Annotated in this window: 26 protein-coding genes; 6 read left to right on the plus strand and 20 right to left on the minus strand. The window is 68.1% G+C overall.

Going from position 1 to position 26,444, the window contains the following annotated elements:
* Positions 1 to 177 precede the first annotated feature (177 nt).
* The 3 genes from ACPYN9_RS09295 to ACPYN9_RS09305 all read left to right on the plus strand — a co-directional run bounded on the left by ACPYN9_RS09295 (position 178) and on the right by ACPYN9_RS09305 (position 3,879).
* Complete coding sequence (locus tag ACPYN9_RS09295; protein WP_424465938.1) at positions 178 to 1,653, plus strand: DivIVA domain-containing protein; 1,476 nt, start codon at positions 178 to 180, stop codon at positions 1,651 to 1,653.
* An 85-nt stretch (positions 1,654 to 1,738) separates the two neighbouring features.
* On the plus strand, positions 1,739 to 2,785 hold the full coding sequence (locus tag ACPYN9_RS09300; protein ID WP_424465939.1) for an AI-2E family transporter: 1,047 nt from the start codon (positions 1,739 to 1,741) through the stop codon (positions 2,783 to 2,785).
* A gap of 68 nt (positions 2,786 to 2,853) precedes the next feature.
* On the plus strand, positions 2,854 to 3,879 hold the full coding sequence (locus ACPYN9_RS09305) for a zinc-binding metallopeptidase family protein (RefSeq protein ID WP_424465941.1): 1,026 nt from the start codon (positions 2,854 to 2,856) through the stop codon (positions 3,877 to 3,879).
* On the opposite strand, the gene ACPYN9_RS09310 is transcribed toward ACPYN9_RS09305, so the two are convergent.
* The 11 genes from ACPYN9_RS09310 to rpsB all read right to left on the minus strand — a co-directional run bounded on the left by ACPYN9_RS09310 (position 3,851) and on the right by rpsB (position 12,504).
* Positions 3,851 to 4,609 carry an alpha/beta hydrolase gene (locus ACPYN9_RS09310; RefSeq protein WP_424465943.1) on the minus strand — a complete coding sequence of 253 codons (759 nt, stop codon included), beginning with the start codon at positions 4,607 to 4,609 and terminating at the stop codon, positions 3,851 to 3,853. The two genes, ACPYN9_RS09305 and ACPYN9_RS09310, sit on opposite strands and share 29 nt — an antisense overlap.
* On the minus strand, positions 4,606 to 4,962 hold the full coding sequence (locus ACPYN9_RS09315) for a hypothetical protein (RefSeq protein WP_424465945.1): 357 nt from the start codon (positions 4,960 to 4,962) through the stop codon (positions 4,606 to 4,608). Before ACPYN9_RS09315 ends, ACPYN9_RS09310 begins: the two co-directional genes overlap by 4 nt.
* A 103-nt stretch (positions 4,963 to 5,065) precedes the next feature.
* Positions 5,066 to 5,821: a transglycosylase SLT domain-containing protein gene (locus ACPYN9_RS09320; protein WP_424465947.1), complete on the minus strand. Its 756-nt coding sequence runs from the start codon at positions 5,819 to 5,821 to the stop codon at positions 5,066 to 5,068.
* Between the two features lie 130 nt (positions 5,822 to 5,951).
* Complete coding sequence (locus ACPYN9_RS09325; protein WP_424465949.1) at positions 5,952 to 6,596, minus strand: transglycosylase family protein; 645 nt, start codon at positions 6,594 to 6,596, stop codon at positions 5,952 to 5,954.
* A gap of 81 nt (positions 6,597 to 6,677) precedes the next feature.
* A complete protein-coding gene (locus tag ACPYN9_RS09330; RefSeq protein ID WP_424465951.1) occupies positions 6,678 to 7,286 on the minus strand; it encodes a lytic transglycosylase domain-containing protein in 609 nt (202 codons plus the stop codon).
* 93 nt (positions 7,287 to 7,379) lie between these two features.
* Positions 7,380 to 7,940: a DivIVA domain-containing protein gene (locus ACPYN9_RS09335; RefSeq protein WP_424465953.1), complete on the minus strand. Its 561-nt coding sequence runs from the start codon at positions 7,938 to 7,940 to the stop codon at positions 7,380 to 7,382.
* 100 nt (positions 7,941 to 8,040) lie between these two features.
* The gene (locus tag ACPYN9_RS09340) at positions 8,041 to 9,225 is read right to left on the minus strand and encodes a phosphatidate cytidylyltransferase (RefSeq protein WP_424465955.1); all 1,185 of its coding nucleotides are present in this window, start codon (positions 9,223 to 9,225) and stop codon (positions 8,041 to 8,043) included.
* Between the two features lie 6 nt (positions 9,226 to 9,231).
* Positions 9,232 to 9,786: a ribosome recycling factor gene (gene frr / locus ACPYN9_RS09345; protein ID WP_424465957.1), complete on the minus strand. Its 555-nt coding sequence runs from the start codon at positions 9,784 to 9,786 to the stop codon at positions 9,232 to 9,234.
* 111 nt (positions 9,787 to 9,897) lie between these two features.
* A complete protein-coding gene (pyrH, locus tag ACPYN9_RS09350) occupies positions 9,898 to 10,623 on the minus strand; it encodes a UMP kinase (RefSeq protein ID WP_424465959.1) in 726 nt (241 codons plus the stop codon).
* A 150-nt stretch (positions 10,624 to 10,773) separates the two neighbouring features.
* Entirely contained in the window at positions 10,774 to 11,604 is an 831-nt protein-coding gene (gene tsf / locus ACPYN9_RS09355; RefSeq protein ID WP_424465961.1) for a translation elongation factor Ts, read from the minus strand.
* Between the two features lie 27 nt (positions 11,605 to 11,631).
* Complete coding sequence (gene rpsB / locus ACPYN9_RS09360; protein ID WP_424465963.1) at positions 11,632 to 12,504, minus strand: 30S ribosomal protein S2; 873 nt, start codon at positions 12,502 to 12,504, stop codon at positions 11,632 to 11,634.
* Between the two features lie 301 nt (positions 12,505 to 12,805).
* Here rpsB and ACPYN9_RS09365 point away from each other — a divergent pair, with 301 nt between their 5' ends.
* Entirely contained in the window at positions 12,806 to 13,357 is a 552-nt protein-coding gene (locus ACPYN9_RS09365) for a peptidoglycan DD-metalloendopeptidase family protein (protein ID WP_424465964.1), read from the plus strand.
* 37 nt (positions 13,358 to 13,394) lie between these two features.
* Positions 13,395 to 15,017 carry a hypothetical protein gene (locus ACPYN9_RS09370; protein WP_424465966.1) on the plus strand — a complete coding sequence of 541 codons (1,623 nt, stop codon included), beginning with the start codon at positions 13,395 to 13,397 and terminating at the stop codon, positions 15,015 to 15,017.
* A 222-nt stretch (positions 15,018 to 15,239) separates the two neighbouring features.
* On the opposite strand, the gene ACPYN9_RS09375 is transcribed toward ACPYN9_RS09370, so the two are convergent.
* Both ACPYN9_RS09375 and ACPYN9_RS09380 read right to left on the minus strand, forming a co-directional pair.
* On the minus strand, positions 15,240 to 16,130 hold the full coding sequence (locus tag ACPYN9_RS09375) for a tyrosine recombinase XerC (protein ID WP_424466004.1): 891 nt from the start codon (positions 16,128 to 16,130) through the stop codon (positions 15,240 to 15,242).
* Positions 16,024 to 18,261: an MMPL family transporter gene (locus ACPYN9_RS09380; RefSeq protein WP_424465968.1), complete on the minus strand. Its 2,238-nt coding sequence runs from the start codon at positions 18,259 to 18,261 to the stop codon at positions 16,024 to 16,026. The genes ACPYN9_RS09375 and ACPYN9_RS09380 overlap by 107 nt, the downstream gene beginning before the upstream one ends.
* A gap of 64 nt (positions 18,262 to 18,325) precedes the next feature.
* Between ACPYN9_RS09380 and ACPYN9_RS09385 the strand changes: the two genes are divergently transcribed.
* Positions 18,326 to 18,796: a MarR family winged helix-turn-helix transcriptional regulator gene (locus tag ACPYN9_RS09385; protein WP_424465969.1), complete on the plus strand. Its 471-nt coding sequence runs from the start codon at positions 18,326 to 18,328 to the stop codon at positions 18,794 to 18,796.
* A gap of 43 nt (positions 18,797 to 18,839) precedes the next feature.
* On the opposite strand, the gene dprA is transcribed toward ACPYN9_RS09385, so the two are convergent.
* The 7 genes from dprA to lepB form a co-directional block, all read right to left on the minus strand.
* Positions 18,840 to 20,168 (minus strand): DNA-processing protein DprA, encoded by a 1,329-nt coding sequence (gene dprA / locus ACPYN9_RS09390; RefSeq protein ID WP_424465971.1) that lies wholly within the window; start codon positions 20,166 to 20,168, stop codon positions 18,840 to 18,842.
* 6 nt (positions 20,169 to 20,174) lie between these two features.
* On the minus strand, positions 20,175 to 21,806 hold the full coding sequence (locus tag ACPYN9_RS09395; protein ID WP_424465973.1) for a YifB family Mg chelatase-like AAA ATPase: 1,632 nt from the start codon (positions 21,804 to 21,806) through the stop codon (positions 20,175 to 20,177).
* Positions 21,803 to 22,162, minus strand: coding sequence for a YraN family protein (locus ACPYN9_RS09400; protein ID WP_424465975.1), 360 nt, complete (start codon positions 22,160 to 22,162; stop codon positions 21,803 to 21,805). The genes ACPYN9_RS09395 and ACPYN9_RS09400 overlap by 4 nt, the downstream gene beginning before the upstream one ends.
* Positions 22,163 to 22,335: 173 nt before the next feature.
* Positions 22,336 to 24,435, minus strand: a complete 2,100-nt coding sequence (locus tag ACPYN9_RS09405) for a RecQ family ATP-dependent DNA helicase (protein ID WP_424465976.1) — start codon at positions 24,433 to 24,435, stop codon at positions 22,336 to 22,338.
* Between the two features lie 70 nt (positions 24,436 to 24,505).
* Positions 24,506 to 24,829 carry a DUF2469 family protein gene (locus ACPYN9_RS09410; protein ID WP_068484088.1) on the minus strand — a complete coding sequence of 108 codons (324 nt, stop codon included), beginning with the start codon at positions 24,827 to 24,829 and terminating at the stop codon, positions 24,506 to 24,508.
* 12 nt (positions 24,830 to 24,841) lie between these two features.
* Positions 24,842 to 25,495 (minus strand): ribonuclease HII, encoded by a 654-nt coding sequence (locus tag ACPYN9_RS09415; RefSeq protein WP_424465978.1) that lies wholly within the window; start codon positions 25,493 to 25,495, stop codon positions 24,842 to 24,844.
* The gene (gene lepB / locus ACPYN9_RS09420) at positions 25,492 to 26,370 is read right to left on the minus strand and encodes a signal peptidase I (protein WP_424465980.1); all 879 of its coding nucleotides are present in this window, start codon (positions 26,368 to 26,370) and stop codon (positions 25,492 to 25,494) included. Before lepB ends, ACPYN9_RS09415 begins: the two co-directional genes overlap by 4 nt.
* Positions 26,371 to 26,444: the final 74 nt, after the last annotated feature.

Here is a 26,444-nt window from a genome sequence, read left to right on the forward strand (position 1 = left end):
TCAGGCCGGAATCTGCGGAAAGTCCGGTCTTCCTGGCCCGCACCACCGCGTTCTCTGGCACAGGTTCGAGTCATCTCTGGCCTCATCAGCATCTCGCACACGCCCGCCGTCTAGACTTCAGGACGTGCGCGGGCGGCAGGCGCGCACGTGGAAACCCGAACTCACGCGGAGGCGTCCTTGGCATTCGACGACATCAACTTCAACACTGCGATGCGTGGGTACAACCGCGACGAGGTCGACGAGGTCATCAGGTCCCTGCGCACACAGCTCGCGCAGGCTGGCAACCAGGATTCCGGCGCCAGCCGCGAGATCGCCGCCATGCGGACGCGCATCAAGCAGCTCGAGACCGAACTGAACGAGGTGGGCAACCCCACCTACTCCGGCCTCGGCACGAAGCTCGCCGGCACGCTGGCGACCGCCGAGCAGCAGGCGCAGAAGCTCACCGCCGAGGCCCAGCGCGAGGCCGACAAGATCCTCAGTGAAGCGCACCGCAACGCGGCGCGCATCCACCAGGAGGCAAACGACTACGCCGAGCGGGTGACGCGGGAAGCCGATGTGCGCGCTGGCCGTGTGCTCAGCGACTCACGTTCCGAGGCAGACAGCCTGCTCGAAAACGCGAAGCAGGAGGCCGAGCTCACGCGAACCAACCAAGAACGCGAAATCGAGACCGTCAAAGACCAGGTCACGACCGAGCTCCGCGAGCTGCGCCACTCCACCGACCTCGAGATCTCCGCCCTGCGCGCCTCGGTCGACGAGGAGCTCGCGACGAAGCGCCAGGCGGTCGAGAACGACATCGCCGAGTCGGCCGCCCGCCTCGCCGAGCGTCAGCGCGAGATGGAGAAGGCCCGCGCCGACTTCGAGCGTGAGGCTGCGGCTCGACGCACGCAGATGGAGCACGAGCAGGAAGCTGAGCGACAGGTCGCCAAGGGCGAGATCGACGCGCTCCGCGAGGGTGCCGTGCGCGAGATGAACGCGAAGCGCACAGAGCTCGACGTCGAGCTCTCGAAGCGCCGCAACGCCTTCGAGCAGCAGCTCGTCGCGGCGGGCAGGAAAGCCGAGGCCGCCGCCAAGAAACTCATCGATGACGCGACCGAGCAGCTCGCAGACCTCAACCAGCGCAGCGAGCAGGTGCGACGCGAGGCCGGCAAGATCATGGCGGATGCTCGCCGCCGCGCACAGGAGACGCAGGACCAGGCCGAACGCAAGGCCGCTGACCTCCTCGAGACCAGCAACAAGCAGGCCCGTGAGCGCAATACCGAGGTCGAGCAGCACACGCAGAGCCTCCTCGACAACGCCGAGCAGCGGCTCTCCGAGCTTCGCGAGGAGCGAGACCAGGTGCAGAGCTACCTCGACCAGCTCAAGCGTGCCTTCTCGCGCACCGACTTCAGCCTCCCGGAGGCGGACGAGCAGATCACGAAGCGTCCGTCGGCTTCGGCTGAGGATGCACCCGATTCGAGCGATGGTGCCGCCGAGGCACACGCCTTCGCGCTCTCCAGCGGCGGTGCTCAGCAGGAGACGGAATCGAACGCCGACGAGGCCAAGGAAGCCGCTGGGGAAGACAAGGCCGCTCAGGACGCCGTGCCCGCGCAGGCCGGACGCCAGGGCGGTGGCCAGAACTCCAACCAGAAGCGCGGCGCGCCCCGCCAGCGCTGACGCGCACCGCGCGAAGGAGCGCCCTCCCACGCGTCTAGACTCGGATCCCGACCACCGGTCGGGATCCGATCAGGGGGAACACCGAATGCGCATCGAGAATCCGTTCAGGCTCGGCTTCATCGCCACGATCGGCGTGCTAACCGCCCTGGTGCTCGGCGGCATGATCGCGTCACTGAGCACGATCCTCACGTACATCGGAGCGGCGCTCTTTCTTGCGCTCGGCTTTGAGCCGATCATCGCCTTCCTCGAGCGCCACCGCTGGCCACGATGGGCCGCGATTGTCTCCTCGCTCGGCGGCGCCGCACTGGCGTTGGGGCTTGTCGTCTGGGCGCTCATCCCGAGCATCAGCAGCCAGGTTGAGCAGCTGTCGATTCGCTACTCGTCGATCGTCAACGATCTCGCTGGCTCGAACGTGATCGAATGGGTCGACGAACGCTTCCCCGACCTGCAGGCCCAGGAGTTCGTCACCGACGCGCTTGAGTGGCTCCGCAACAACCTCGCGGCGATCGGTGGCGGCGTGCTCGAGGTCGGCTTCGGCATCGTCAACGCTTTCTTCGGCGTGCTCATCGTCTTCATCCTCATGCTCTACTTCGTCTCGAGCATGAACAGCATCAAGCGCGGCTTCTACCAGCTGCTGCCCGCGTCACGACGGGCCCGGACCGCGGAGCTGACCGAGCAGATCACGGCGTCGGTCGGGAAGTTCGTGCTCGGCCAGCTCGCGCTCGGTCTCGCGAACGGAATCCTGTCGTTCACGTTCCTCTCCATCATCGGAGCGTCGATGCCCGCGGTGTTCGCCGTCATCGCGTTCCTCGGCTCGCTCATCCCTCTGGTGGGCACGCTGTCGGCCTCGATCATCATCGTGCTCCTGCAGCTCGCACTGATGCCCGTCGACAGCAGCGTCTGGTGGATGGCTGCGATCTACTACGTCATCTACATGCAGGTGGAGGCATACATCATCAGCCCGCGCATCATGAGCTCCGCCGTCCAAATTCCCGGTGCGATCGTCGTGATCGCCGCCCTCACCGGCGGCACGCTCCTCGGCCTGCTCGGAGCACTCGTGGCGATCCCGATCGCTGCCGCGATCCTCCTCATCGTCAAGCAGGTCTGGATACCCGCCCAGAACGAACGCTGACGCGCCCCGCGGAACCGTGCGGAGACGGCGCGCGCGGCCCGTCCGATCCTGCCTCTATGATTCGAGGCGTGCAGAGCATCAAGTGCCCCCGTTGCGCATCGCTGGTCATGCTCGAATCGCTCTCCTGCGATGCCTGCGCGACGCCGATCGCGTTCCACGACGAGACGCAAACGTTCATCGACGTGAGCGGCGGTGTCGTACTTGTCGACGGCCGCCTCTGGCGCGAGTGCGGCAACCGCACCTGGCAGTGCAACTGGCTCGTCGAAGACGGCATCGCCACGTCATCCTGCTTGTCGTGTCGGCTCGTCCGGAGACGCCCTGAAGCCGATGACACGCTGGCGCTCGAGAAGCTCGCAGAGGCCAACGCCGACAAGCGGCGACTCCTCGCACAGTGCCTGCACCTCGGCCTGCCGATCACAAGCTACGCCGAACGGGAAGGCGGGCTCGGATTCGATCTGCTCTCGAGCAGGAGCTCGGGCCAGCGGGTGACGATCGGCCATGCCAACGGCATCATCACGATCGATCTCGCCGAGACGCTGGACGCGCATCGCGAGGCGCTTCGGGTGCGTCTTGGCGAACCCTATCGAACACTCCTCGGTCATTTCCGCCACGAGATCGGGCACTACTACCAGTCCATCCTGCTCGACGATGAGACACTCCTCGACGAATGCCGCGATCTGTTCGGTGACGAACGGGCGAGCTACCGGGAGGCGCTTGATCGCCACTACCGATTCGGAGCGCCGGAGGGTTGGGCGGCGTCGTACATCTCCGAGTACGCAACTATGCACCCTTGGGAGGACTTCGCCGAGACGTTCGCCCACTACCTGCACATCCTGGGCTCGCTGTGGACCGCCGCAGCCTCAAGCGTGCAGCTCCACCCCTCGATCACTCCACTACTCGACTACCGGGATGAGTCGATCGAACGCGTGCTCGCCGACTGGCACGAGGTGTCCTTGCTCCTCAACCGCTTCAGTCGGGCGATGGGGCAGAACGACCTCTACCCGTTCGTGCTCAACGCACCGACCGAGGTGAAGCTCTCCTTCATGCACCGCATCGTGACCCGGGTCAGTCGACGCTCGGCCACCACGAGCTGAACGGAAGCGCGTCCGGGTTGACGCGTCGCACGATCTCTTCGAGCACCCTGCGCGTCTGCTTCTCCCCCACCCACAGGTGACGCCCCTCGTCGACGGCGACCAGCTCCAGGCCTGGGAGGTGCGCGATGCGCTCCGCCGCTTCGTCCGGTTTCAGGAAGTCGTCATGTTCTGGCACGACCAGAACAACGGGCACGCTCGCATCCGCCCAACGGTCGAGCTCGGCCTGGCTCGTGCGACGAAGCGGCGGCGATAAGAGGACGAGGCCGCGGACATCAGCGTGCTCGTGACCGTGCTTCAGCGCAAGCTCCGTACCGAACGACCAGCCGACAAGCCAGGGATTCGGCAGCCCGCGCTCGCGCACGAACGCCATGGCCGCCTCGACATCGGCGCGCTCGGTCTCACCATCGCCGAACTGCCCCTCGCTCGTCCCCCGCGGCGAGCTCGTGCCGCGCGTGTTGAAGCGGAGCACCGCGAGGTCTGCCTGTGCGGGCAGCCGCAGTGACGCCTTGCGGAGCACATGCGAGTCCATGAAGCCCCCTGCGGTGGGGAGCGGATGTAGGGTGACCAGCGTCGCGACGGGTTCCCTGTCGAGCGGCAGCGCGAGCTCACCGACCAGCGTGAGGCCGTCGCTCGTGTGCAACTCGATCTCCTCGCGCCGGGCGGGGAGCTCTGTTCCGCTTCTGATCTCGACGGGGGCCGAGGCCTGTGAGTCCTTCGATGCTGCAGTCACGCCATCCTCCAACAGTGGTTGTGCCAGTGCCGGCGGGCCGCCAACGCTTGTTCGTCGCCGAGAATGCCCTCGGCCCGCCACACAACGACGTGGGACACCCCCGCGTCGATGGGGTTCGGGCATCCGGGACACACATAATCCTTGAGTGCGCGCGCCGCCGAGATGGGCTGCACGGTGTAGGAAACGCCTCTGCGCACCTCGGTGCGCCGCCAGCCGTCCCGCAGGTGCTCGAGCTCGTCCGCGCCACCAGCCTCGCGCTCAACGGCCGCCTGCTGCCACTTCGCTGCGCGTCCGCCTCGCGACCGAGACGAGGGGTCCCCGCTCTGGCGGCGAGATCGGTTCGAGCGGGGCATGGCATCCATTCTAGGAAGCCGGAGTGAGCTGACCTGACAGACAACGCCGCGTGACCGTGAGGTCACGCGGCGTCGTTGGGCCTGCGCAAAACGTGGGGTCGACTCAGTACCAGTTCACGGCTTCGGAGTGCGCCCACGCGCCACACGGAGTTCCGTAGCGGCCCTTGATGTAGTCGATTCCCCATCGGATCTGCGTCTCGGGGTTCGTGCGCCAGTCGGAGCCGTGGGTGGACATCTTGCTACCCGGTAGTGACTGCGGGATGCCGTAAGCGCCGGACGACGGGTTCTCGGCGGCGGCGTTCCAGCCGGACTCGCGCTGCCACAGCTTCTCGAGGCAGGCGAACTCGCCCGTGCCCCATCCCATGGACGCGACGATGTCAGCTGCGAGGGCCTTGGCCGTGCCGGGGTCGGGCGCCACGTACTCGGGACTGCTGTAGGAGGAAGACGAGGATGAGGACGACGACGACGAAGTCGACTCGTCTTCGCTGCGCGTGGGGGTCGGTGTCGGTGTTGGTGTCGGAGTGGTCACGACGATCCCTGCCAGGTCGTTGTCGCGGGGAGTCGCGGTCGGGGCGGTGGCGCCCTCATCTGCGACGGCGTCGGCCCCGGCCTGGTCCACTGCGGAGACAAGGCTGACCTCGTAGGCCTGGGCACCCGCGACGGTGAGATCGGCCACGCTCGGCGCGATCGCGAGGGCAGGCGAGGGGCTCGTGGTAGCGCCGGCCTGCAGGACTGCGGTGAGCGCGAGCGCGCCGACCGCGGTGCTGGCGGCGATGGGGACGATGATCTTCGCCCGCGAGCGTCGGACGGCTGTCGGACGCGCTGCTCGCGTTGAGCCCGTGCGCTGCAACGTGGTCATTGATCTCCCGGGGTTGGAACTAGGGACTCCCCGAGGATAACGGAATGGTTACAGAATGGCAACGAACGCGGCGTCACATGCCCGGGGATGTGCCCGTGCCGAGAGAGCTCTCGCGCCTCAACTCAACGACTCAGTAGCAACTCCACTGGCCCCAGCCAGCCTTCGCCTGCAGCATCTTGGCTCGCATCGTCTGCTCCTCCACGGAAGCCTCCGAGGGAAGACCGGTGCCACCGACGGACTGCCACGTCGGAATGGAGAACTGGTACAGGCCGTAGTACCCGCTCGGGTTGACGGCCCGCGGGTTGCCGCCCGACTCGCACTGGGCGATTCGAGCAAGAGTCGCGTCGATGCTCGGATCGGACGACACATCGACCGGTTCGTAGGAGCCGCCGCCAGACGAGGACCCACCGGAGGACTCCGAGGGCTCCGGCTCCGGCTCCGGCGTGGGAGTCGGCGTGGGCGTGGGCGTGGTCACGACGATGCTGGCGATGTCGCTCGTCCGTGCACCGGCGTCCTGCGCCTCGTCGACGGCCGAGACGAGGCTCACTGCATACCCCTGGGCTCCGGCCGCCGAAAGCTCGTCGACAGAAGCCACGACGGGCACGCCGCTCTCCGTGTGCCCCTGGTCGCTGAGCTGCACTGTTGCGGTGACCGCGAGGGCTGCGATCGCGAGACCGGCAAGTGTTGGAACCACGACGCGTGCGCCGACGCGCCTGCGCAGTGCAGCTGGTCGTGAGGCTCGGGTCGAGCCGGTCCGGATGGCTGTCGTGGTCATGCTGGTACTCCCAGGTGATTCGCGAATGCGAGGGCTTCAGGCGGTGTGCACACTGCGGCAGAGGCAGGCACCTCCGCCGACTCAGTAGGAGCCGTTGTGCTGGTTCCAGGCGGCGCAGGGAGTGCCCCACGCGCGGTCGATGTAGTCGATTCCCCACTTGATCTGCGTGAGGGGGTTGGTCTTCCAGTCAGCACCCATCGTGGCGAGCTTCTCAGCCGGCCACGACTGCGGAATTCCGTAGGCTCCAGACTCGGCATTCTCGGCCAAGTAGTTCCAGCCGGACTCCTTCATCCAGAGCTTGTCGAGGCACGACATCTGGTCGGCACCCCAGCCGTACTGGGATTTGACCATCTCCTCGGTGATCTTCTTCAGCGACGCGGGGTCGGTTGGCACGACGTCGATGCTGACGCTCGAGCCGCGGTCGTCGATGGTCGTGCCCTGACTGCTCTCCCCGGACACCGCGAGCACTGCATACGCCTGGGCCTGCTCCCGCGACAGTTCTTGCACGCTCGGCGAGAGCGACGCGTCTGCGGATGCGGTGGCTCCTGCGCCGGTGAGGGTCGTGACGGCGATGGCTCCAGCTGCGACAACGCCGAGCGCCGAAGATCCGAAGATCGCGGCCCGTCGCCGTGCGCGGCGCTGGCGACGCTGACGCGCACGCTCACCGCGTGTTGCAGTGGTTTCCGGCATGGAGCTCCATCCGACGGGCAGTGGGGACCCGGCAATCGTAACGGGTAGGTTACGATTTGACAACGCTCAGGCCTCTCTGAGGCGAGACGCGAGCTAGCGGATGGCGAGCATGACGTCAATGACGGCGTCGATGAGCAGGTCGACCTGCGTCTCCTTGTAGCCGTGACGCTTCGGCGTGAAGGCCACCCCGCGCACTTCGCGCAGCGACATGGCGGTACCCCCACGCAGGAAATCGGCGAGACGTCCAGAGAACTCGTCGACCTCTTTCACGTCATAGCCGCGCTGCAACACCGAGACGCGATCGAAGCGCTCGCCGTCCTCTCGGCGAAGCCGAGCGAGCACGGCGCGCGCGGTGGTCTTCGTCTCCCGCAGGAAGGCATCGCGCCCCACACGCTCGATGTGCTCGTCACGCTCACGGATCGCAACCGCGTCCTCGAGGCGCTCAAGCGCCGCATCCACATGCGGGGCAGAGTAGCCGCCCTTGCGCATCGTGAATGCCGTGTGGCGGATGCTGCTCGTCGACAGCCGCTTGCCCTGCGTTCCGTTGTCGAAATTGTCGTAGCGCTGCCGTGCGACACGAAATGCACGGTCGACCTCTTCGGCGTCGTAGCCGAGAGTGCCACGAGCTGCCAGAGGGAATGAAGTGCTGCTCACGCGGACCATTCTGCCGCATCACGGGCCAAGATGGCGCAGGCTACCCGGCGGGGCATGACCGGAGCGCCGCATCCGTACCCCTGACGCGTCGCGCGGCCCCTCACCACAGCGTGCTGTCCGCACTCCAGAAATACAGCGCGAACGCCATCGCACCCGAGGGCAGGATCGAGTCGATGCGGTCGAAGAACCCGCCGTGACCAGGCAGCCACGAGCTCATGTCCTTGATCTTCAGGTCGCGCTTGATCATCGACTCGGTCAGGTCACCGGCGGTGGCGGTGATCAGAAGGAGGGGCCCCATGATCAGGCCGAACCACCACGCCTGATCGAGCAGGAAAACGCTCACGAGGATGCCGACGACGATTGAGGTGAGCGCCGCGCCCGCGAAGCCCTCCCAGGTCTTGCCCGGACTGATCTTGGGTGCAAGCTTGTGCTTGCCGAAGTTGAGTCCGAACACGTAAGCGCCAACATCAACGGCGACCACAATGATGAGGAAGCCGAGCACCCACCACTGGCCATCCTCCTGTGCCGTGAGAAGCACCGTGAACGACCCCAAATACGAGACGTAGATGAGGATGAGGGCGGCAGCCAGGAAGTCGGCCCACACAGCTTTGCGCGGTGGCCTGTCGCTGGACGTCGAAGCTTCCACGAGACGCCACACGGTGACAACGAGAACGCCGACCAGCAGGGCGACCCACTGCCCCACGACCTGGAAGTAGTACGCGGCGGGGATGATCGCGACCGCGGCGGCGACGAGCGGGATGCGGGGCACATCGCGGCCCGCCCCTCGCATGGCGCTCGCGAGCTCGATGGTCGCGAAGACGACCATCGCAATCGCGAAGGGGATGAACAGCTCTTTGATGAAGATCAGACTCGAGATGAGCACGGCACCGAGCACGACACCGAACAGCACCGCGAAGGCGAGGTTGCGACCACTGCGAGCGTTGATCGCATCGTTGCGCGCACGTAGCTTGTCGCGCTGCTCTCTGACCTGCGTCCGGGCGTACTGGGCCCGCGTCTCGAGGTCGTGCAGGATGTTCGCCCCGGTGTCGCCGAGTCGGGATTGCGCTCGGAGGGGCCCAAGTGGCGGGGCGCTCTCGCCCCCGGGCATGACCGGGACCTCAGCCGCAGCCGACGGGTCGTCGGCAACCGGTGGGGCCTCGGCCTCGCCAGCCGCCGGCCCGAAGGCGCTCGCCGTGACGTGCGCTTCGGGCTCGGTCACCGGCTCCCGGACCTCTGGGTCCGACAGCTTGGCGGGATCCGCCTCGTCACTCCCTGTCGTGGACACGAGCGATTAGACCTCGAGGAGCTCGGCTTCCTTGTGCTTGGAGGCCTCGTCGATGCGGTCAATGTAGGACTTCGTGACCGTTTCGAGTTCCTTCTCGCCGCGGGTGATGTCGTCTTCGCCGACCTCGTCCTTCAGCGCTTCCAGATCGGTCTTCGCCTTGCGACGGATGTTGCGCACGGCGACGCGAGCCTCTTCGGCCTTCGACTGGACGAGCTTGACGTATTCCTTGCGGCGGTCCGCCGTGAGCTCCGGCATGACAACCCGGACGAGGTTGCCATCGTTGCTCGGGGTCACCCCAAGGTTCGGGTGGGAGACGATCGCCTTCTCGATCTCCTTGAGCGCAGACTTGTCGTAGGGCGTGATCACGAGCACGCGAGCTTCGGGCACCGCGATGGATGCAAGCTGCTCGAGCGGGGTCGCGGTGCCGTAGTAGTCAACCGGGATCTTCGTGAAGAGCTGGGGGTTCGCTCGCCCCGTTCGCACCGTCGCGAAGTCTTCCTTGGCGTGGTCGACGGCTTTGGCCATCTTGTCTTTGGTCTCGGTGAGCACGTCGTTGATCACGGGGTGTCCTTTCCAGGGCGTTCTGCATCATCCTACCGAGGTGGTGGGATGCGGTCGCCACGCGCAGGGCGCGGCGCGCTGACGGAGTTGTCGCGGGGTGCGAGGTACGGACTAGTCGAGACTCGAGGTCACGAGGGTGCCGATGTCCTCACCGAGGATTGCGCGCGCAATGTTGCCCTCGGGGCTCATGCCGAACACGCGCATGTCCATGCCGTTGTCCATGCACAGGCTGAACGCCGTGGAGTCCACAACCTTGAGCCCGCGCTGCAGGGCGTCCTGGTACGTGACCGAGTGCAGCAGCTCTGCGCTCTCGTCTCTGCGCGGGTCAGCGGTGTAGACGCCGTCGACGCCGTTCTTCGCGACCAGCACGACATCAGCTCCGACCTCGAGCGCACGCTGGGCGGCGACCGTATCGGTGGAGAAGTAGGGCAGCCCGGCGCCGGCACCGAAGATGACGACTCGACCCTTCTCCATGTGGCGCTTCGAGCGGAGCGGAATGTAGGGCTCGGCGACCTGGCGCATCTCAATGGCCGACTGCACGCGGGCGGGTGTGCCGGCCTGTTCGATGAAGTCCTGCAGCGCGAGCGCGTTCATGACCGTGCCGAGCATGCCCATGTAGTCGGCACGCGCCCGATCCATGCCTGCATTCGCGAGCTGAGCGCCGCGGAAGAAGTTACCTCCGCCAACGACGATGGCGACTTCGACGTCACGCGCGGCGGCTGCGATCTCCTTTGAGATGCTCGTGAGCACCTCGGGATCGACACCCATCTTGCCTGCACCGAACGCTTCGCCAGAGAGCTTGAGGAGAACGCGTCTGCGCGGGGCCTGTGGTGACATGTGTGCTCCTTGTGGGGTCGCTGATCGTCCACGAGCCTACCTTGTGTGGAGGGCGCCCACGTCTCAGGGGCCGCGTGCGCACGCGCCCCAGAACCGCGAAACGGGGCCGGATGCAGATGCATCCGGCCCCGAATTCGTGAAGGTGCGGTTCTACGCGCCGACGCGAATGCGACCGAAGTCGACGACGTTGACGTTTGCAGCGTCAGCGATCTTCTTCACGGTCTGCTTGTTGTCGCGAGCGTAGTCCTGCTCGAGCAGCACGATCTGCTTGAAGAAGCCGGTGAGGCGTCCTTCAATGATCTTCGGGAGGGCAGCCTCAGGCTTGCCCTCACTGCGCGAGATCTCCTCGACGATGACCCGCTCCTTGTCGATTGCCTCGGCAGGGACGTCGTCACGCGTGAGGTACTGCGGGTCGAACATCGCGATGTGCTGAGCGATGCCGCGCGCGGTTGCCGCGTCGTCGCCCTCGTACGCCACGACCACGCCGACCTGCGGCGGCAGGTCCTGCGACGTGCGGTGCAGGTAGATCTCGAAGTTGGCGCCCTTGAGGAGGCTCACCTTGCGGAGCTCCATCTTCTCGCCCAGGATCGCAGCGACACCGTCGATGGTCTCCTTGACGGTCGTGCCGTCGACGGGGGCGGCAAGCGCCTCGTCGACGTTCGACGCGCCAGCGGCGGCCACGGCGTCGAGAACCTTCTCCGAGAGAGCGATGAACTTGTCGCCCTTCGCCACGAAGTCGGTCTCGGTTGCGAGCTCGATGAGCGTCGCGGTGCCGTTGCCGTTGTCCTTGGCGGCGACGAGGCCTTCGCTGGTGGAGCGGTCAGCGCGCTTCGCGTTGCCCTTCGCACCCTTGAGGCGGAGGATCTCGACGGCCTTTTCCTTGTCGCCGTCGGCCTCTTCGAGCGCCTTCTTCGTGTCGACCATGCCGGTCCCGAGCTGCTCGCGCAGCTCCTTGACATCAGCGAGGGTGAAGTTAGCCATGTGTGGGGTTCTCCCTAGTGCTTGAAGTTACTTGGACTCTTCGACGGCCTCGACAGCCTCGGTCGCCTCTGCGGGTGCAGCAGCTTCCTCGACCTCGACGGTCTCGGCGGGCGTCTCGACGACGGCCTCGGCAGCGGGAGCGTCGCCCTGGAGCAGGTCGCTCTCCCACTCGGCCAGCGGCTCGACCTCTGCCTGACCCTCGGTCGGCTTCTGGTGGCGCTGGATCAGACCCTCAGCAGCAGCGTCGGCGACGATGCGCGTGAGCAGTGCGACGGAGCGGATGGCGTCGTCGTTGCCCGGGATCGGGTAGTTGACGTCGTCGGGGTCGCAGTTCGTGTCGAGGATCGCGATGACCGGGATGCCGAGCTTCTTGGCCTCGTCGATCGCGAGGTGCTCCTTCTTGGTGTCGACAACCCACAGCGCCGAAGGCGTCTTCGAGAGGTTGCGGATACCACCGAGCGACTTCTCGAGCTTGTCACGCTCGCGACGCTGGATGAGGAGTTCCTTCTTCGTGAAGCCACGCGTCGTGTCGTCGAAGTCGACGAGGTCGAGCTCCTTGAGACGGTTGAGGCGCTTCTGGACGGTGCCGAAGTTGGTGAGCAGACCGCCGAGCCAGCGCTGGTTCACGTAGGGCTGGCCCACGCGCGTTGCCTGCTCTGCGATGGACTCCTGAGCCTGCTTCTTCGTGCCGACGAAGAGGATGGTGCCGCCGTGTGCGACGGTCTCCTTGACGAAGTCGAAGGCAGCATCGATGTAGCCCAGCGACTGCTGGAGGTCGATGATGTAGATGCCGCTGCGCTCGGTGAAGATGAAGCGCTTCATCTTCGGGTTCCAGCGACGGGTCTGGTGCCCGAAGTGCACGCCGCTGTCGAGCAGCTGGCGAATGGTAACGACTGCCATGGTCGTTCTCCTTTTCAAATGCGCATTCCTGCGCGCGGTTGTTCTCTGCGACCGGCGGCCGCACAGCCTGGTGCCCTGCGCGCATCCGCTCCCGCACGAACGTGCTGGAGACCGGTGGATGCGCGTTGTGGTGGGCACGCGAAGTCAGCCCGCATGGCGGGCTGCTGGCGACAGTCTACACCGGCGGGACGTCGCAGGGAACGGGGCGTCACTCGGGTGTCTTTTGCGCTGTGGACAGCCTTTGTCCACAGGAGCGTCGACCCGGGCTCCCCTGCCCTTCGGACCGGAGCACGATGCCTCCATGCGCAGCGAACCACAACCCGAGCACGCCAGCCCGCGACGCCACCGCATCCTAGCGGGAAGCATCGTCGCGCTCCTGTGTGCGTGCGGGCTTGCGACCTTCACGGCCACGCAGGTCGACGCTTCGATCGCCCCGTGCGCCTGGCTGTGGCCGGTGGAGGAGGCACCGAGCGTCACTCGCGCCTTTGATCTCACGACGGACTATGGCGCCGGACACCGCGGGATCGACATCGCGGCACGCCCAGGCGCGGCCGTGCTCGCCCCAACGGCCGGGACGATCCGCTTCGCCGGCTTCGTGGTCGACAGACCTGTGCTGTCCCTGCAGCACGCCGATGGCTCGGTGACGAGCTACGAGCCGGTCGTCTCCGACCTGAGCCAAGGCTCCGCCGTCCACCCCGGGCAGCGCATTGGGGTGCTGAGCCCCGCGCATCGTCATACCCCTGAGGGTGCCCTGCATCTCGGCCTTCGGCAAGGCGGGTCCTACGCCGACCCAGCTCGCTGCTTCGGTGCGCTTCGCCCGCCCGCCGCCGTCCTCCTCCCGCTGTACCGGTGACCTCGGTCACGCACACCACACATCAGAAAGGCACCACATGTCTCCACGCACCGCCCGTCGGCATCGACCCACGGCACTCCACGAGCCAGGAGGGGACCACCACCAGCCCACGCTCGTCGCCCGCATCATCAGAGCCACCGCGGGATTCGCGATGCTGGCGATGGCCGCGACTTTCCTGCTCTTCTCCGGGGCGCAGACCGCGAGTGCCGCCGACTACGGCCCGGGTTTTGACGACGCGCAGAACGGCGGACAGGGCCGGATCGGGGCGTACAGCTTCGAGGGACGCAACGTCTACTGCCTGCAGCCTTGGTTGCCACGCCCGCTGGACGAGACAACCAAGGGCGACGTCGTCGACGGCCGCCAGTTCCAGATGAGCGACGACGACACCGCACGCGTCAACTGGGCGATCTCGACGCACGGGCAGTCGACGGACCCAGCCGTGACCAGCGCCGTGGCCATGTTCGTGTGGTCGCTCGCAGCCCCTGACGCATACTCGAGCCACGGGACGAGCGGCGACGAGCACTACCTTGGCCGCGTCCCAGACGGACAGAAGCAGGCGGTCATCGCGACGCTGGCCACCATCCGAGAGGGCGCGACGAAGGTGGGCGCGAAGGGATTCTCGAACCAATCGGCCAGCCTGCAGTTCACGACCGACGCGAAGGATGCCACCAAGGGGAGCGTCACACTCGCGTCCGGAATCAACGGAGTCACCGGCGTGGTCATGCTCAGCGGAGCCACGTTCTCCTCGACCGGAACGAGCACCGCCACGCTCACCGCCGGCGAGCCGGCGACGTTCACCGTGCCCTCAGCCGCCTTCGAGCGCGGACCCGTGACGGTAAGCGGGACGGCGAAGGTGGCGTCGCCGTCCGAGCCATGGGCTGCGAAGATCCTGCTCCTGCACACCCCGGGCGCACAGCTACTCGGGAGCAGCGGCGGGACGGTACCCGGTGAGTTCACCGCCATCGGGCAAGACCGCGTGCCGCGCTCACCCGAGGCGACTTCTCCCCCGGCCACGACGCCGGTACCCACGCCGACCGTGAAGTCCACAACGAGGAGCACCCCCTCCACCTCGCCGACGCCGACGCGCACCGCGGCTCCCCCGCGCATCCCGAGCCCGAGCCCTGCGGCAACGGCGACCGCAACCGCGACGCCCACGACGACACCGACGCCAACCCCGACCCCGACCCCGAAGGCCAGCTTGGCAGCGACACCGACACCGACACCAACGCCAACGCCAACGCCAACGAGCGTTGAGACGCCGACGACCACAGTGCCACCCGTCAGCCCGACGGCGTCGGCGACCCCCACCCTGCCAGCGAAACCGGAGGGAGGCGCCCCTTCCATCTCGCCCGAACAGACGACACCCGAACAGCTGCCACCGGCGACCGCGTCGGCCACTCCGACCGCTTCGACGCCCATGACGCCCCCAGCTTCGGCGACGGCAACGGCAACGGCAACGGCAAGCACCGTCCAGGTCACGCCAACCACGGAGCCGACGACGCCCGCCGCAGCCGCCTCGACGCCAGAGAGCACGCAGCCGGAGCTCGCGCAGACCGGGGCGACCGCAATCGGCTGGCCACTCCTACTGGGCATCGGTGCGCTGCTGACCGGGCTCGCAGCTCTCATCTGGGGCGCCCTGAGCAGGCGACGCGGAGCGTGACGAGCCTCGTTCCCGGCAGCGAGCGGGGGTGAGGCCCCGAGCATCGGACGCCGAGCCCACTCCGACTCTGACCGCGACGGCGCGCCGCGACGGATGCATCACACCGTCGCGGCGCGCCGCGCACATCTGCCCGACTTCGACGCAGATCACACTCGGGTGCCCCACCGACGAGATCATCAGACGACAGCAGCGCGCGGCCGGCCGATCACCCGAACGAGGTGCTCAGGCTCGCGGATGCGCCTGCAGGTAGGAGGCCTTCAGGCGCTCAGCAGAGACATGGGTGTAGATCTGCGTCGTTCCGAGATCCGAATGCCCAAGAATTTCCTGCACCGCCCGCAGGTCGGCTCCACCGTCGAGCAGATGCGTCGCGGCGGTATGACGGAAGGTGTGCGGCCCCGACGGCCCGCCACCCGGGGCAGCCCCCAGCACCTCGCGGGCCAGAGCGTAAACGGTGCGCGCATCCAATCGCCCACCGCGAGCGCCGAGGAACAGCGCGCGACCCGATCGAGGCTGCGCCAGCATCGGGCGCCCCGCCTCCAGCCACTGGTCGAGAGCTCTCGCGGCGTGAGCCCCGAACGGCACCACTCGCTCCTTGTCGCCCTTACCCACGACCCTGACAACCCGCCGGGCAAGGTCGACACCACCCAGATCGAGCGAGCAGCACTCCGAGACACGGATGCCAGACGCGTAGAGCAGCTCGACGATCGCCAGATCCCGCAGCTCAACCGGGTCACCCGTCGAAGCGCGGTCACCGAGGGCGTCCAGGATGCCCCGCATCCCGTCCGCAGAGACCACGCGCGGGAGGGTGGAACCCGCCTTCGGACTCTTCAGCCGACGCGCCGCGTCTGGGCCACGACCCGTCTCCTCGAGCCACGACGTGAACCCGCGGAACGACGCAGCCATGCGCGCGATACTCGAGGCCGCCTTCCCCGACTGCGTCTGCTCCCACAGCAGATCGCGGAACACGTCGAGGGTCAACGCCCTTGGATCGCCGCTTCCCGCCGACTCACAGAAGTCGAGCAACAGGCTCAGGTCGCTGGCATACGCCCTCGCAGTGCGGGGCGAGAGCCCCCGCTCGGAGCGCAGCGAACGCAGGTACGCATCCACTGCCACCGAGAGCTCCCGCATGGGCACCATCGTAGGGTCGCCGAACCTCGGCGTGCGCCGGCTTCGCGTGTGCAGGATGCTCGCGCTCCGGGTGGGACGTGCGGACGATGCTCGTGTTCGGCCACCAGAAGCGCTCGCCCGTGAGGAACGCAAGCGCGGGCACGATGACCGTGCGCACCAGCAAGGTGTCAAGCAGTACGCCGACGCACACGATGATGCCGATCTGCGTGAGCGTGATGAGCGGAAGCACACCGAGGGCCGCGAAGACCGCCGCCAGCAGGATGCCCGCGCTCGTGATCACCCCACCCGTCGCCGAGAGCGACCGGATCATGCCGTTCCTCGTGCCGTGCTTCACGGCCTCCTCCCGCGCTCGTGTCACCAGGAAGATGTTGTAGTCGACGCCGAGGGCCACGAGGAACAGGAAGCTGAAGAGCAGCACCGAGGTGTCGAGCGCCGGGAAGCCGAAGACGTACGTGAAGAGGAGCCAGCTGGCGCCCACCGACGCGAAGAACGAGCCGACCACCGTGAGGAGGAGCAGGACGGGGGCGACCAGCGATCGGAGGAGCAGCAAGAGCACCACGAAGACGACGGCGAGGATGAGTGGGAACAGCAGGAGCTGATCACGGTCCTGGGCGGCCTGCTCGTCGAGCGCCTGGGCGTCGAGCCCGCCGACCAGCGCCTCCGCACCGTCGATCTGCGAGAGCTCAGCGCGCAGGCGCTCCACGGTCGCGAGGGCCTCGTCGGTCTCAGCTGGCGACGAGAGGCCGACGTCGATGCGAGTGACTGTTCCGCTGGAGTCGCCGACCGTCGCAGACACGACGCCGTCGACCTCTGCGGCGCGCTGGGCGACCGTGTCCGCCGCACTCGACTGTGCGACGACGACTGCCGGAGCGCCCGCAAGGTCAGGGAAGTGGTCGTTGAGGAGCTCCTGGCCGACGACCGCCTCGGGCGTCGAGGTGAAGCGCTCCGTCTGGGCGAGTCCGATCTTGATGCTCGGGGCGATCGCAGACAGCGCGATGAGGACGATGATGCCCGCGCCCGCGACGACGGCAGGGCGCTTCGAGACGCCAGTGCCGAGCTTGAACCAGAAGCCCTTGCCGTGCTGGTCGTCGCCCACGCGGGGGACGACGGGCCAGAAGATCCCACGAGGGAAGAGCACCAGCGTGGCCGGGAGGAGCGCGAGCGCGAAGGCCATAGCCACGACCACGCCGATCGCGCAGGCCAGGCCGAGCACGACGTTGCCACCGAGCGACGCGAAGAGCAGAGTCGCGAGGCTGAGGGCAACCGTGCCGCCGCTGGCGATGATGGCGGGCCCCGCACCGCGCAGCGCTGTCGCCATTGCCTCGCGACGGTCCTCGGAGACGCGCAGCTCGTCGCGGTACCTGGCGATGAGCAGAAGCGCGTAGTTCGTCCCAGCACCGAAGACGAGGACCGACAGGATGCCCTTGATCGACGCATCCATCGTCAGCCCGAAGGCCGTGACGACTCGCGTCGCGACGATGCCCGCCACCCCGTCGGCGAGCCCGACAACGGAGAGCGGGATGAGCCAGAGCACGGGACTGCGGTACGTGACGATGAGCAGGAACGCGACCACCAGCACGGTGACGGTGAGGAGCGTGAAATTGGCTCCCTCGAAGACGGCGGCGATGTCGACCGCGAAGCCCTCCGGCCCAGTCATGACGGGGATGAGCCCCTCGGGGAGCCCGTCGGCCGCGGCGGCACGCAGTTCGTCCGCCCGCGTTGACTGCGCGTCCACGTCGGTGGTCGCGTCGAGCGGAACAGTGAGGATCATCGCTTCACCGTCTTCCGCCGGGAAGGGCGGCGGCAGCATGTCGACGCCAGCCGCATCCGCAATACCGGCGCTCGCGGCCGAGACGGCGGCGAAGTCCTCGGGGGTGAGCGCCGCACCGTCGCGGTGGAACACGAAGAGCGCCGCCGAGGTGTCCTCGGTCTCGAAGGTCGCCAGCGCTTCCTCAACCTTCGCCGATTCGGCAGTTGCGGGAAGGTCTCCCGCGGGTGCCACGTCGCCGCCCTCCCCCGATCCCCAGACGAACGCGAGGCCACTGAGGACGACAAAGACCGCGATGACGATCACACCGCTCGCCTTGCCGATGATGAATCGAAGGAGCCCGCCCATGGGAAACCGCCTAATTTCACTAGTAATCAATTTGCTTAGCAAACCTAGCGCTACGATGGGTTCCATGCAATCCGGTGCCGAGCAGGGTCGCGCCTTCCCGCGCGTCCACGAGTCGACCGCGCTGCTGCGCGAGATCCTCACGATCTCGGACGAGTACGAGGTCGTCGTCGCGAAGGAACTCGACGTCAACCACACCGACCTCGTCGCCATGCAGCACCTCATCTCGTCCGGCCATCTCACGCCGTCGGACATCGCTCGCAGACTCGGCATCACGACGGCGGCCGTGACCGTCGTCGTCGATCGCCTCGTCAAGGCCGGCCACGTGCGCCGCGAGCCGAACCCCAGCGACCGCCGCGGAGTGCTCGTCGTCCCCGATGAGGATTCGACGGCGAGGGCACGGGGCCTGCTCGCACCCATGATCATGGACATCGACTCCGTGGCCCAGGAGTTCGACGAGCGGGAGCGCGAGGTCATCGTGCGCTACTTGGAAGGTGTCGTTGCCAGCTACCGGGAGCACCTCCAGCCACCACGCTGAGAGGGCGGTTTTCCGCTGGGCGCAGAGACGACCACGGCGGCCGTCACTTCGGTGTCGAGATCTTGACCCAGCCACCGGGGGTCTCGGTGGCGAGGCGCTCGAGCTCGAGCTCCGCGAGTCCGGCCGCGGCCTCGCCGGCGGTGAGTCCAGCTGCCGCCGCGACCGACCCGACACGCTGCGGGCGCCCGGCTCGCAGCGCATCTCGCGCACGGACCGCGTTGGACGAGAGGCGCGGTGGCGCACTCCGATCGGAGCGCCGGTTCTCCGGCCATGACCCGCCATCGGGAAGTGCCAGCTCATTCTCGTGGCCTTGCCCCAGCAGTTCGACGATGTCGTCGGCCGAGGTGATCAGCGTCGCGTCGGACTCCCGCAGCAGACGGTGGCAGCCCACCGAAGCGGCGCTGGTGACGGGGCCCGGGACGGCCCCGAGCGGTCGACCGAGCGTGAGCGCATGCGCTGCAGTGTTGGCGGCCCCGGAGCGTCGGCCGGCCTCGACGACCACGGTTGCCGAAGCAAGGGCGGCGATGATCCTGTTGCGTTGGAGGAACCGCCAGCGAGTGGGCGCCTGGCCGACGGGCAGCTCCGTGACGAGCGCCCCTTCCCCGATGATCCGCTCGAGGAGCGCTCTGTTGCCCTGCGGGTAGAGGCGGTCAGGGCCGCCGGCGAGCACGGCCACCGTCGGGGCATCCTCTGCGAGCGCCACACGGTGCGCGACCGCGTCGATGCCGTACGCGCCGCCGGACACGAGCGCGAAGCCTCGGTTGGCCAGCCCGCTCGCGAGCCGGACCGTCACCTCTTCGCCGTAGCTCGTGGATGCGCGTGCACCGACCAGTGCGACCGACGAGGTCAGCTGCAGGAGTGCTTCCATGGACCCGCGCACCCACAGCGCGCAGGGGGCGTGCGGCCCGAGGTCGTCGAGCTGGACTGGCCATTCTCGCGCGCCCGGCAGCACGGCCCGGATGCCGAGCCGTGCTGAGCTGCGCAGGATCGCAACGGTCCGCGCGATGCTGAGACGGTCGTGCCATCGCTCCAGCGCTGAGGCAAGATCGGCGAGCGGGATGCCCGCCCCGGACCCCCGTTGCCGGGCCCGTTGCAGGAGGGCGCCAGAGGACACGGCTTCGAAGGCCGCCGCGGGGCCGAGCGCGCCGAGCAGGAGCCCGGCCGTCGCGTCCCCCGGCTCGACCGTGCAGGACCAGGCAAGCTGCGCAACGCGGGCTCGCACCTCAGCGTCGCCCAGCGTCTCCGCATCCGCCCCGCTGACCCCGGCGAGCGCTTCCCGCAGCTCGTCGAGGCCCGGTTCGCGGCTTCGGCTGTGGCCGAGGTCGCCGGGCGCGGTTCGCGGGCTCTCATTTGGTTCTTGGCGTGCTGGCATCGTGTCCTACCCGAGCCGAATTCGGTACGACAGCGCTTCGCGGACGTGGTCGATCTCGGGGCGCTCGACCCCCGCGAGATCCGCAATCGTCCAGGCGACCCGGAGCACGCGATCGTGCCCGCGCATCGTGACTTGTCCTCGTTCCAGCGCCAACGCCAACGGTGCGTAGGCTTCCCGTTTCGGGCGGTTCTCCGGCGCGCGCAGCCAGCGCGAGACGACTCGCGCGTTGGTGTCCCACGGAGTGGAGCGCAGCCGTCGCGCCGCCCGAGCACGCGCATGCGCGACGAGTTCGCGGGCGGTTTCCGTGGTGGTCGTCGATCCGCGTTCGCGCCCCTGCTCTCCCACAAGTCGGTCCTCGTGCTCGACGAGCCTGGCCCGGGCCGCCGACACCCGCTCGACGCGCAACTGCAGATCGATTCGATCGAGGAGCGGGCCGGAAAGACGCGCAAGGTAGCGCCGTGGCGCGGATGCGTCGCACCGGCAGGTCGCCTCCGCGTCGCCGTGGTTGCCGCATGGGCACGGGTTCGCCGCCAGAACGAGCTGCATCTCGGCCGGATACGCGGCTTTCCCCTGCGCGCGGTGTATCTCGATGACACCGTTCTCGAGCGGCTGCCGGAGCGCGTCGAGCGCGTGGCGCGCGAACTCCGGGGCTTCGTCGAGGAACAGGACCCCACCGGTCGCAAGCGAGATCGCGCCCGGCCGGATCGTTCCGCTCCCGCCTCCGAGCAGGGCGACCGCGGACGCGGTGTGGTGCGGCGCCTCGAACGGCGGCCGGCGGTCGAGGCGCGATGAGAGCGGGATGCCTCGCAGCGAGCGGATCGCCGCCAGGGTGACGGCCGCCTCCGGGTCGAGGTCGGGGAGAATACCAGGCAGCCGCTCCGCGAGCATCGTCTTGCCGGCTCCGGGCGGACCGAGCATGAGGAGATGGTGTCCACCCGCGGCGGCGATGAGGAGCGTTCGGACGGCCGCCTCGTTCCCGACGACATCGGCGAGGTCGAGGGTGGCGCCCGGCCCGGCCGCGACCACGGGCGCTTCGGTGTCGCCGCGCTCCCCGACGGCAAGCGACCGCGCTGGGGCGCCCGAGGGATAGTCGAGCTCCTCGGTCAGCTGGTCTGGGTCGGCGCCGTAGTGCAATGCGATGGCTCGCAACGAGGCTACGGCGATCACGCGGATATCTTCGACGAGCTCCGCCTCCGCCTGCGAGTCGACTGGCACGACGACCGTGTCGAAGCCCGCCGCCTTCGCCGCGGCGACCGCGGGCAGCACGCCCACGACCGCCCGCACCTGGCCCGTCAGCGACAGCTCGCCGATATGCACCGCACGCGTCGGCGACTCCGCCGAGATGATGCCAGCGGCGGCGAGGAACGACACGGCGATGGCCAGGTCGAAGCCGGCGCCGTGCTTTCGGAGCGACGCCGGGTACATATTGGTGACGACCCTGCTGGCAGGTAGCGGACACCCCGAGCTCTGCAGGGCCGCCCGGACTCGCTCGCGAGCCTCGCCGAGCGAGGTGTCCGGCAGACCCACGAGTTTGAAGTAGGGCAAGCCAGGGCTGATCTGCGTCTCCACCTCGACGAGCGCTCCCCCGAGTCCTTCGAGTGCGATCGCGACCGAGTGGCCGACTGTGCCCTGCGTCATGCGCCCACTCCCGCCACATGCTGCACGGAAGGGCTTCGGTCTGTCGGCGCGATCACCGCGATCACGTCGAGCCGCATCGCCCCGCGCTCGTCGGGGTGGGCGAGCATCCAGAGCCCCGCGAGCCTGCGCATGCGGGCGAGCTTCGCCGGCGTGATCGCCTCCAACGGATGGCCCGCTGCGGTCGAACGCCTCGCTTTCACCTCCGTAAAGACGATGTACCCGCCCTGGCGCGAGACCACGTCGATCTCGCCTTCCCTGCACCGCCAGTTGCGCTCGACGACCACATGGCCGCGCTCCTCCAGATACGCGCTTGCGAGGTTCTCCCCGAGCCGCCCCAGTTGATCCTTGGCACGCATTCGCACCACCTCCCTGCCCGGGAGTCTGGCCCGCGGCGAGCGAGCGTCAGACGAAGAGCCCGGCGCCTGTGGACGAGCAAGAGTCCACAGGCGAGACGTCTGCAGAGTGGCCGCGGCAGCAGCTGCTCTGGCCTCACACGACGACCAATTGCGGAGAAGGCTTCGAGTCCGGTCTAACCGCGCTGCGCCAGTGCCAGTGGCAGCACGGCGCTGGCCCCGGCGCGCCGCAGCTCGCGTGCGCAGACCGTCATCGTCCAGCCGCTGTCGACGAAGTCGTCGATCAGCAGCACTGGCCCAGAGGGCACCTCGATGGACGCCGTCGAGAACCGACCAGCGACGTGTGAGAGCCGGAACGCGCTGTTGCCGCCGGGCTGCCCGGCTGGTCCGCCGCGGACCAGGTCGAGCGGGCCGAGCAGCGGGAGGCGTCCGGCTGCGGCGATGCCCTCCGCGAGTGACGCGCCCAGCTGCGGCCGCGAGCGTGACGGCACGTAGGCGACGGCCTGCGGGCGGGCATCCCATTTCCACTCGGACAGGATGCGGATGCAGGCCTGCAGGAGCGGGCCGGTCACGACGGTGTCCGGCCCGGCCGAACCGAACAGCTCGCGCAACGGGCCGCCCCAGCCGAGGTCGCTGAGGCGCGCGAGGACCCGCCCCTCGGACGCCTGCTCTTCTTTGGAGATGCGGCCCTTGAGCTCGACGCCGAGGCTCGCCATGCCGCTCGGCCATTGGCGGCGCGGGGCGATGTCTGCGCCCACCCGGTCGAGTGCAGCGCCCGCGCGCGCCTGAACCGCCGCATCCGTGGTCGCATCGAACCAGACCCCCGCGCAGTTGTCGCAGCGCCCGCACGGCGCAGCAGTCGCGTCGTCGAGCTGCCGCTGGAGGAACTCCATGCGGCACCCCTCGGTGCGTTCGTAGTCGATCATCGCTTGGGCCTCGGCGCTGCGCGCTGCGGCGATGCGCGCGTAGCGCTCGCCGTCGTAGCTCCACGGCTGACCGGTGGAGACCCAGCCGCCCTGCTCTCGACGCACGGCGCCGTCGACGTCGAGCACCTTGAGCAGCAGCTCGAGGCGAGAACGACGAAGGTCAACGGCGGCTTCGAGCGCGACCGTCGATCGTGGAGCGTCGCCGAGCGCCCCGAGCACCGCCTGCGCACGCGCTTCGTCGGGCATGGATACCGTCGCGAAGTACTCCCAGATGGCGCGGTCTTCGTCGCCCGGGAGCAAGAGCACGTCGGCGGAGGCACTCGATCGGCCCGCGCGACCCACCTGCTGGTAGTACGCGACCGGCGAGGACGGGGCCCCAAGGTGCACCACGAAGCCCAGGTCGGGCTTGTCGAACCCCATACCGAGCGCGCTGGTGGCGACGAGGGCCTTGACCTCGTTGCGCTTGAGCGCGCCCTCGAGTCGTTCGCGTTCGTCTGGGTCGGTCTTGCCCGTGTAGGAGGGGGCGTGGATGCCCGCCTCGCGCAGCGCGGCGGAGGTGTCTTCCGCTCCCGCCACCGTGAGCGTGTAGATGATGCCGGACCCGGGGAGCTCGTCGAGATGCTGCAGGAGCCAGGCGAGACGCTCGCGAGCGTTGCCGAGTCGCAGCACACCAAGCCGCAGGCTGGCCCGCGCGAGCGGCCCGCGGATGGTCAGGATTTCGCTGCGACCGAGCTGCTCCTCGATGTCGTGGACAACGCGCTCGTTCGCCGTCGCGGTGGTGGCGAGCACTGGGACGTTGTCGCCGAGCCCGGAGATGAGCGACGCGATGCGACGGTAGTCGGGCCGGAAGTCGTGGCCCCAATCGGAGATGCAGTGCGCCTCGTCGACGACGACCAGCCCGGTGCGCTCAAGGAGTTCCGGCAGCTGTGTGTCGCGGAACTCCGGGTTGTTGAGCCGCTCGGGCGAGACGAGCAGGACGTCGATCTCGTCGGCGGCGAGCTGCTCTCGGATGCCAGCCCACTCGTGGGCATTGGCCGACGACATCGACACTGCCCTGACACCGGCTCGCCCTGCCGCTTCGACCTGGTCGCGCATGAGGGCGAGCAACGGCGAGATGAGGATGGTTGGCCCTGAGCCGCGGGCGCGCAGCATGAGGCTCGCGATGAAGTACACCGCCGACTTGCCCCACCCCGTGCGCTGGACGACGAGAACGCGCCGCCGTTCGTCGACGATGGCGGAGATCGCCTCCAGCTGACCGTCGTGGAAGACGGCGTCGTCTCGGCCGACCAGCGCACGGAGGATCTGGGTCGCGGCGGATGCGGTGGCTAAGGGAATCGGCGTCTCTGTCACTCGACGAGGCTCCCACGAACCACGGACAACGGCGCGCACGCGGCGCGTCGCGCTCGCCGATGCTCGCGGATCACTCGTCGAGTGCGAGTTCCTTAGGCAGCTCGAACTCCTTGGAGCCGGTCTCTTCGACGTTCACGTCCTTGAACGTCAGCACGCGAACCTGCTTGACAAAGCGATCGGACCGGTAGATGTCCCAGACCCAGACGTCTTTCATCGTGAGTTCGAAGTAGAAGTCGTGCTCGGTGTCGCGCCTGACCAGGTCCACGCTGTTCGCCAGGTAGAACCGACGCTCGGTCTCGATCACGTATTTGAACTGCCCCGCGACGTCGCGGTACTCGCGAAACAGGGAGAGTTCCTGCTCGCGCTCGTAATCGTCGAAATTCTCGTCGTCCATGATCCGCCCAGTCTACGGGGTCGCGGCACGGAGCCACGTGTGCCGGTGGAGCTCGCTCGGCCCGCTCGCGGTGATCGCTGCGAGGTGCGCCGCGCTGCCGTACCCCTTGTTCGACTCCCAGAGGTACTGGGGGTGGGCTTCGGCGGCCGAGGTCATGATCGCGTCTCGATCGAGCTTGGCGATGACGGAGGCCGCAGCCACCGAGGTGCAGTCGCGATCTGCCTTCGGCCGCACCACGACGCGCAGCGGGGTGCTCAGGCACGGGGTGAGCCAGTCGTGCGCACCGTCGAGCAGCACGACGGCGTCGGCGACCGGGACCCCGTTCGCGTGGAGCTCTGCGAGCGCGCGCTTCGCCGCGGCGCCGAGGCAGGCGGTGATCCCGTGCTCGTCGATCTCGGCTGCGCTCGCGTAGCCGACGCCGACGCCGAGCGCCCAGCCCTCGATGCCCTCTCGCGCTTCGAGGCGACGTTTCGCACTGAGCAGCTTGGAGTCGCGGATCCCTGCCGGTGCGCCGAGGCTGACGCGTGCGCCGTCGACGGCGCAGGCTCCCACGGCCACCGGTCCTGCGATCGCGCCCCTGCCGACTTCGTCCACGCCGATCACGACGGGCGCGGTGCGCAGAAGCTCACGCTCGAGGTCGAGCGTCGGGTCGACGGGCGGCGTCACTCCTGGTCAGACCGTTCTGGCACGCGGTCAAAGACCTCAGGGTAGTTGCCGAGGAACGAGAACCTGTCGAGTGGCCAGTTGAGGAGGAACGCCTTCCCGACGACATCGTCGACCGGCACGAACCCTCCACCCGGCTCGTCCTGGTGGTACCGAGAGTCCTCAGAGTTGTAGCGGTTGTCGCCCATCACCCAGAGGTGCCCCTCGGGTACGGTCACGTCGAACGGCATGCCTGACGCAGCCTGCCCGTCCTGGAGCAGCAGGTAGGGCTCTCCGACGGGGAGTCCGTTGATGAGCACTTGCCCGTACTCGTTGCAGCACGACACGACGTCGCCCGGAAGCCCGATGACGCGCTTGATGAGGTGGTTGCTCGTCTCTTCGGGCTTGAGGCCGACGAACTCGAGCGCCCCGTCGATCGCGGCCTGCGACGCGGTCTTGGCCGGCGGAGTGACGACGGGGAGCCAGCCGCCCGGGTCCTCGAAGACGACGATGTCTCCTCGCTCGATGCCGACGAGATCCGGGACGAGCAGGTTCACGAGCACGCGGTCCTCGACGACGAGGGTGTCGTTCATCGAGGCGGAGGGGATGTAGAACGGGCGGAGCAGGAACGTCTTGATCAGCATCGACATAACGATCGCGAGCACCGCGACGATGACCAGGTCGCGCCCGAACGAGAGCATCGCCTTGCCGAGACCGCGTCCGGGCGTGGGAAGCGGCTCGTCTTCGGAGATGAGCCCCGTGGCGTGGATGGGCGCGTCGGCGATGTCCGAGGGCCGCAGGCCGGCGGGGCGGTCGGTGCGCCCCAGACGGTGTCTGCCCTCGTGTGGTGGCCGACCGTGGGATGGAGCACGGCGGTCGCGCACGTTCGCGTCACCCATGGCTCCCCCTCGCGCTCGGTCCGCTGCGGCGGAACCCTCAGTGAATATGTGGATCGACACGAATGGCTCCCGCC

It is taken from the genome of Pseudoclavibacter helvolus (genome assembly GCF_049707175.1).
GTDB lineage: Bacteria > Actinomycetota > Actinomycetes > Actinomycetales > Microbacteriaceae > Pseudoclavibacter > Pseudoclavibacter helvolus_A.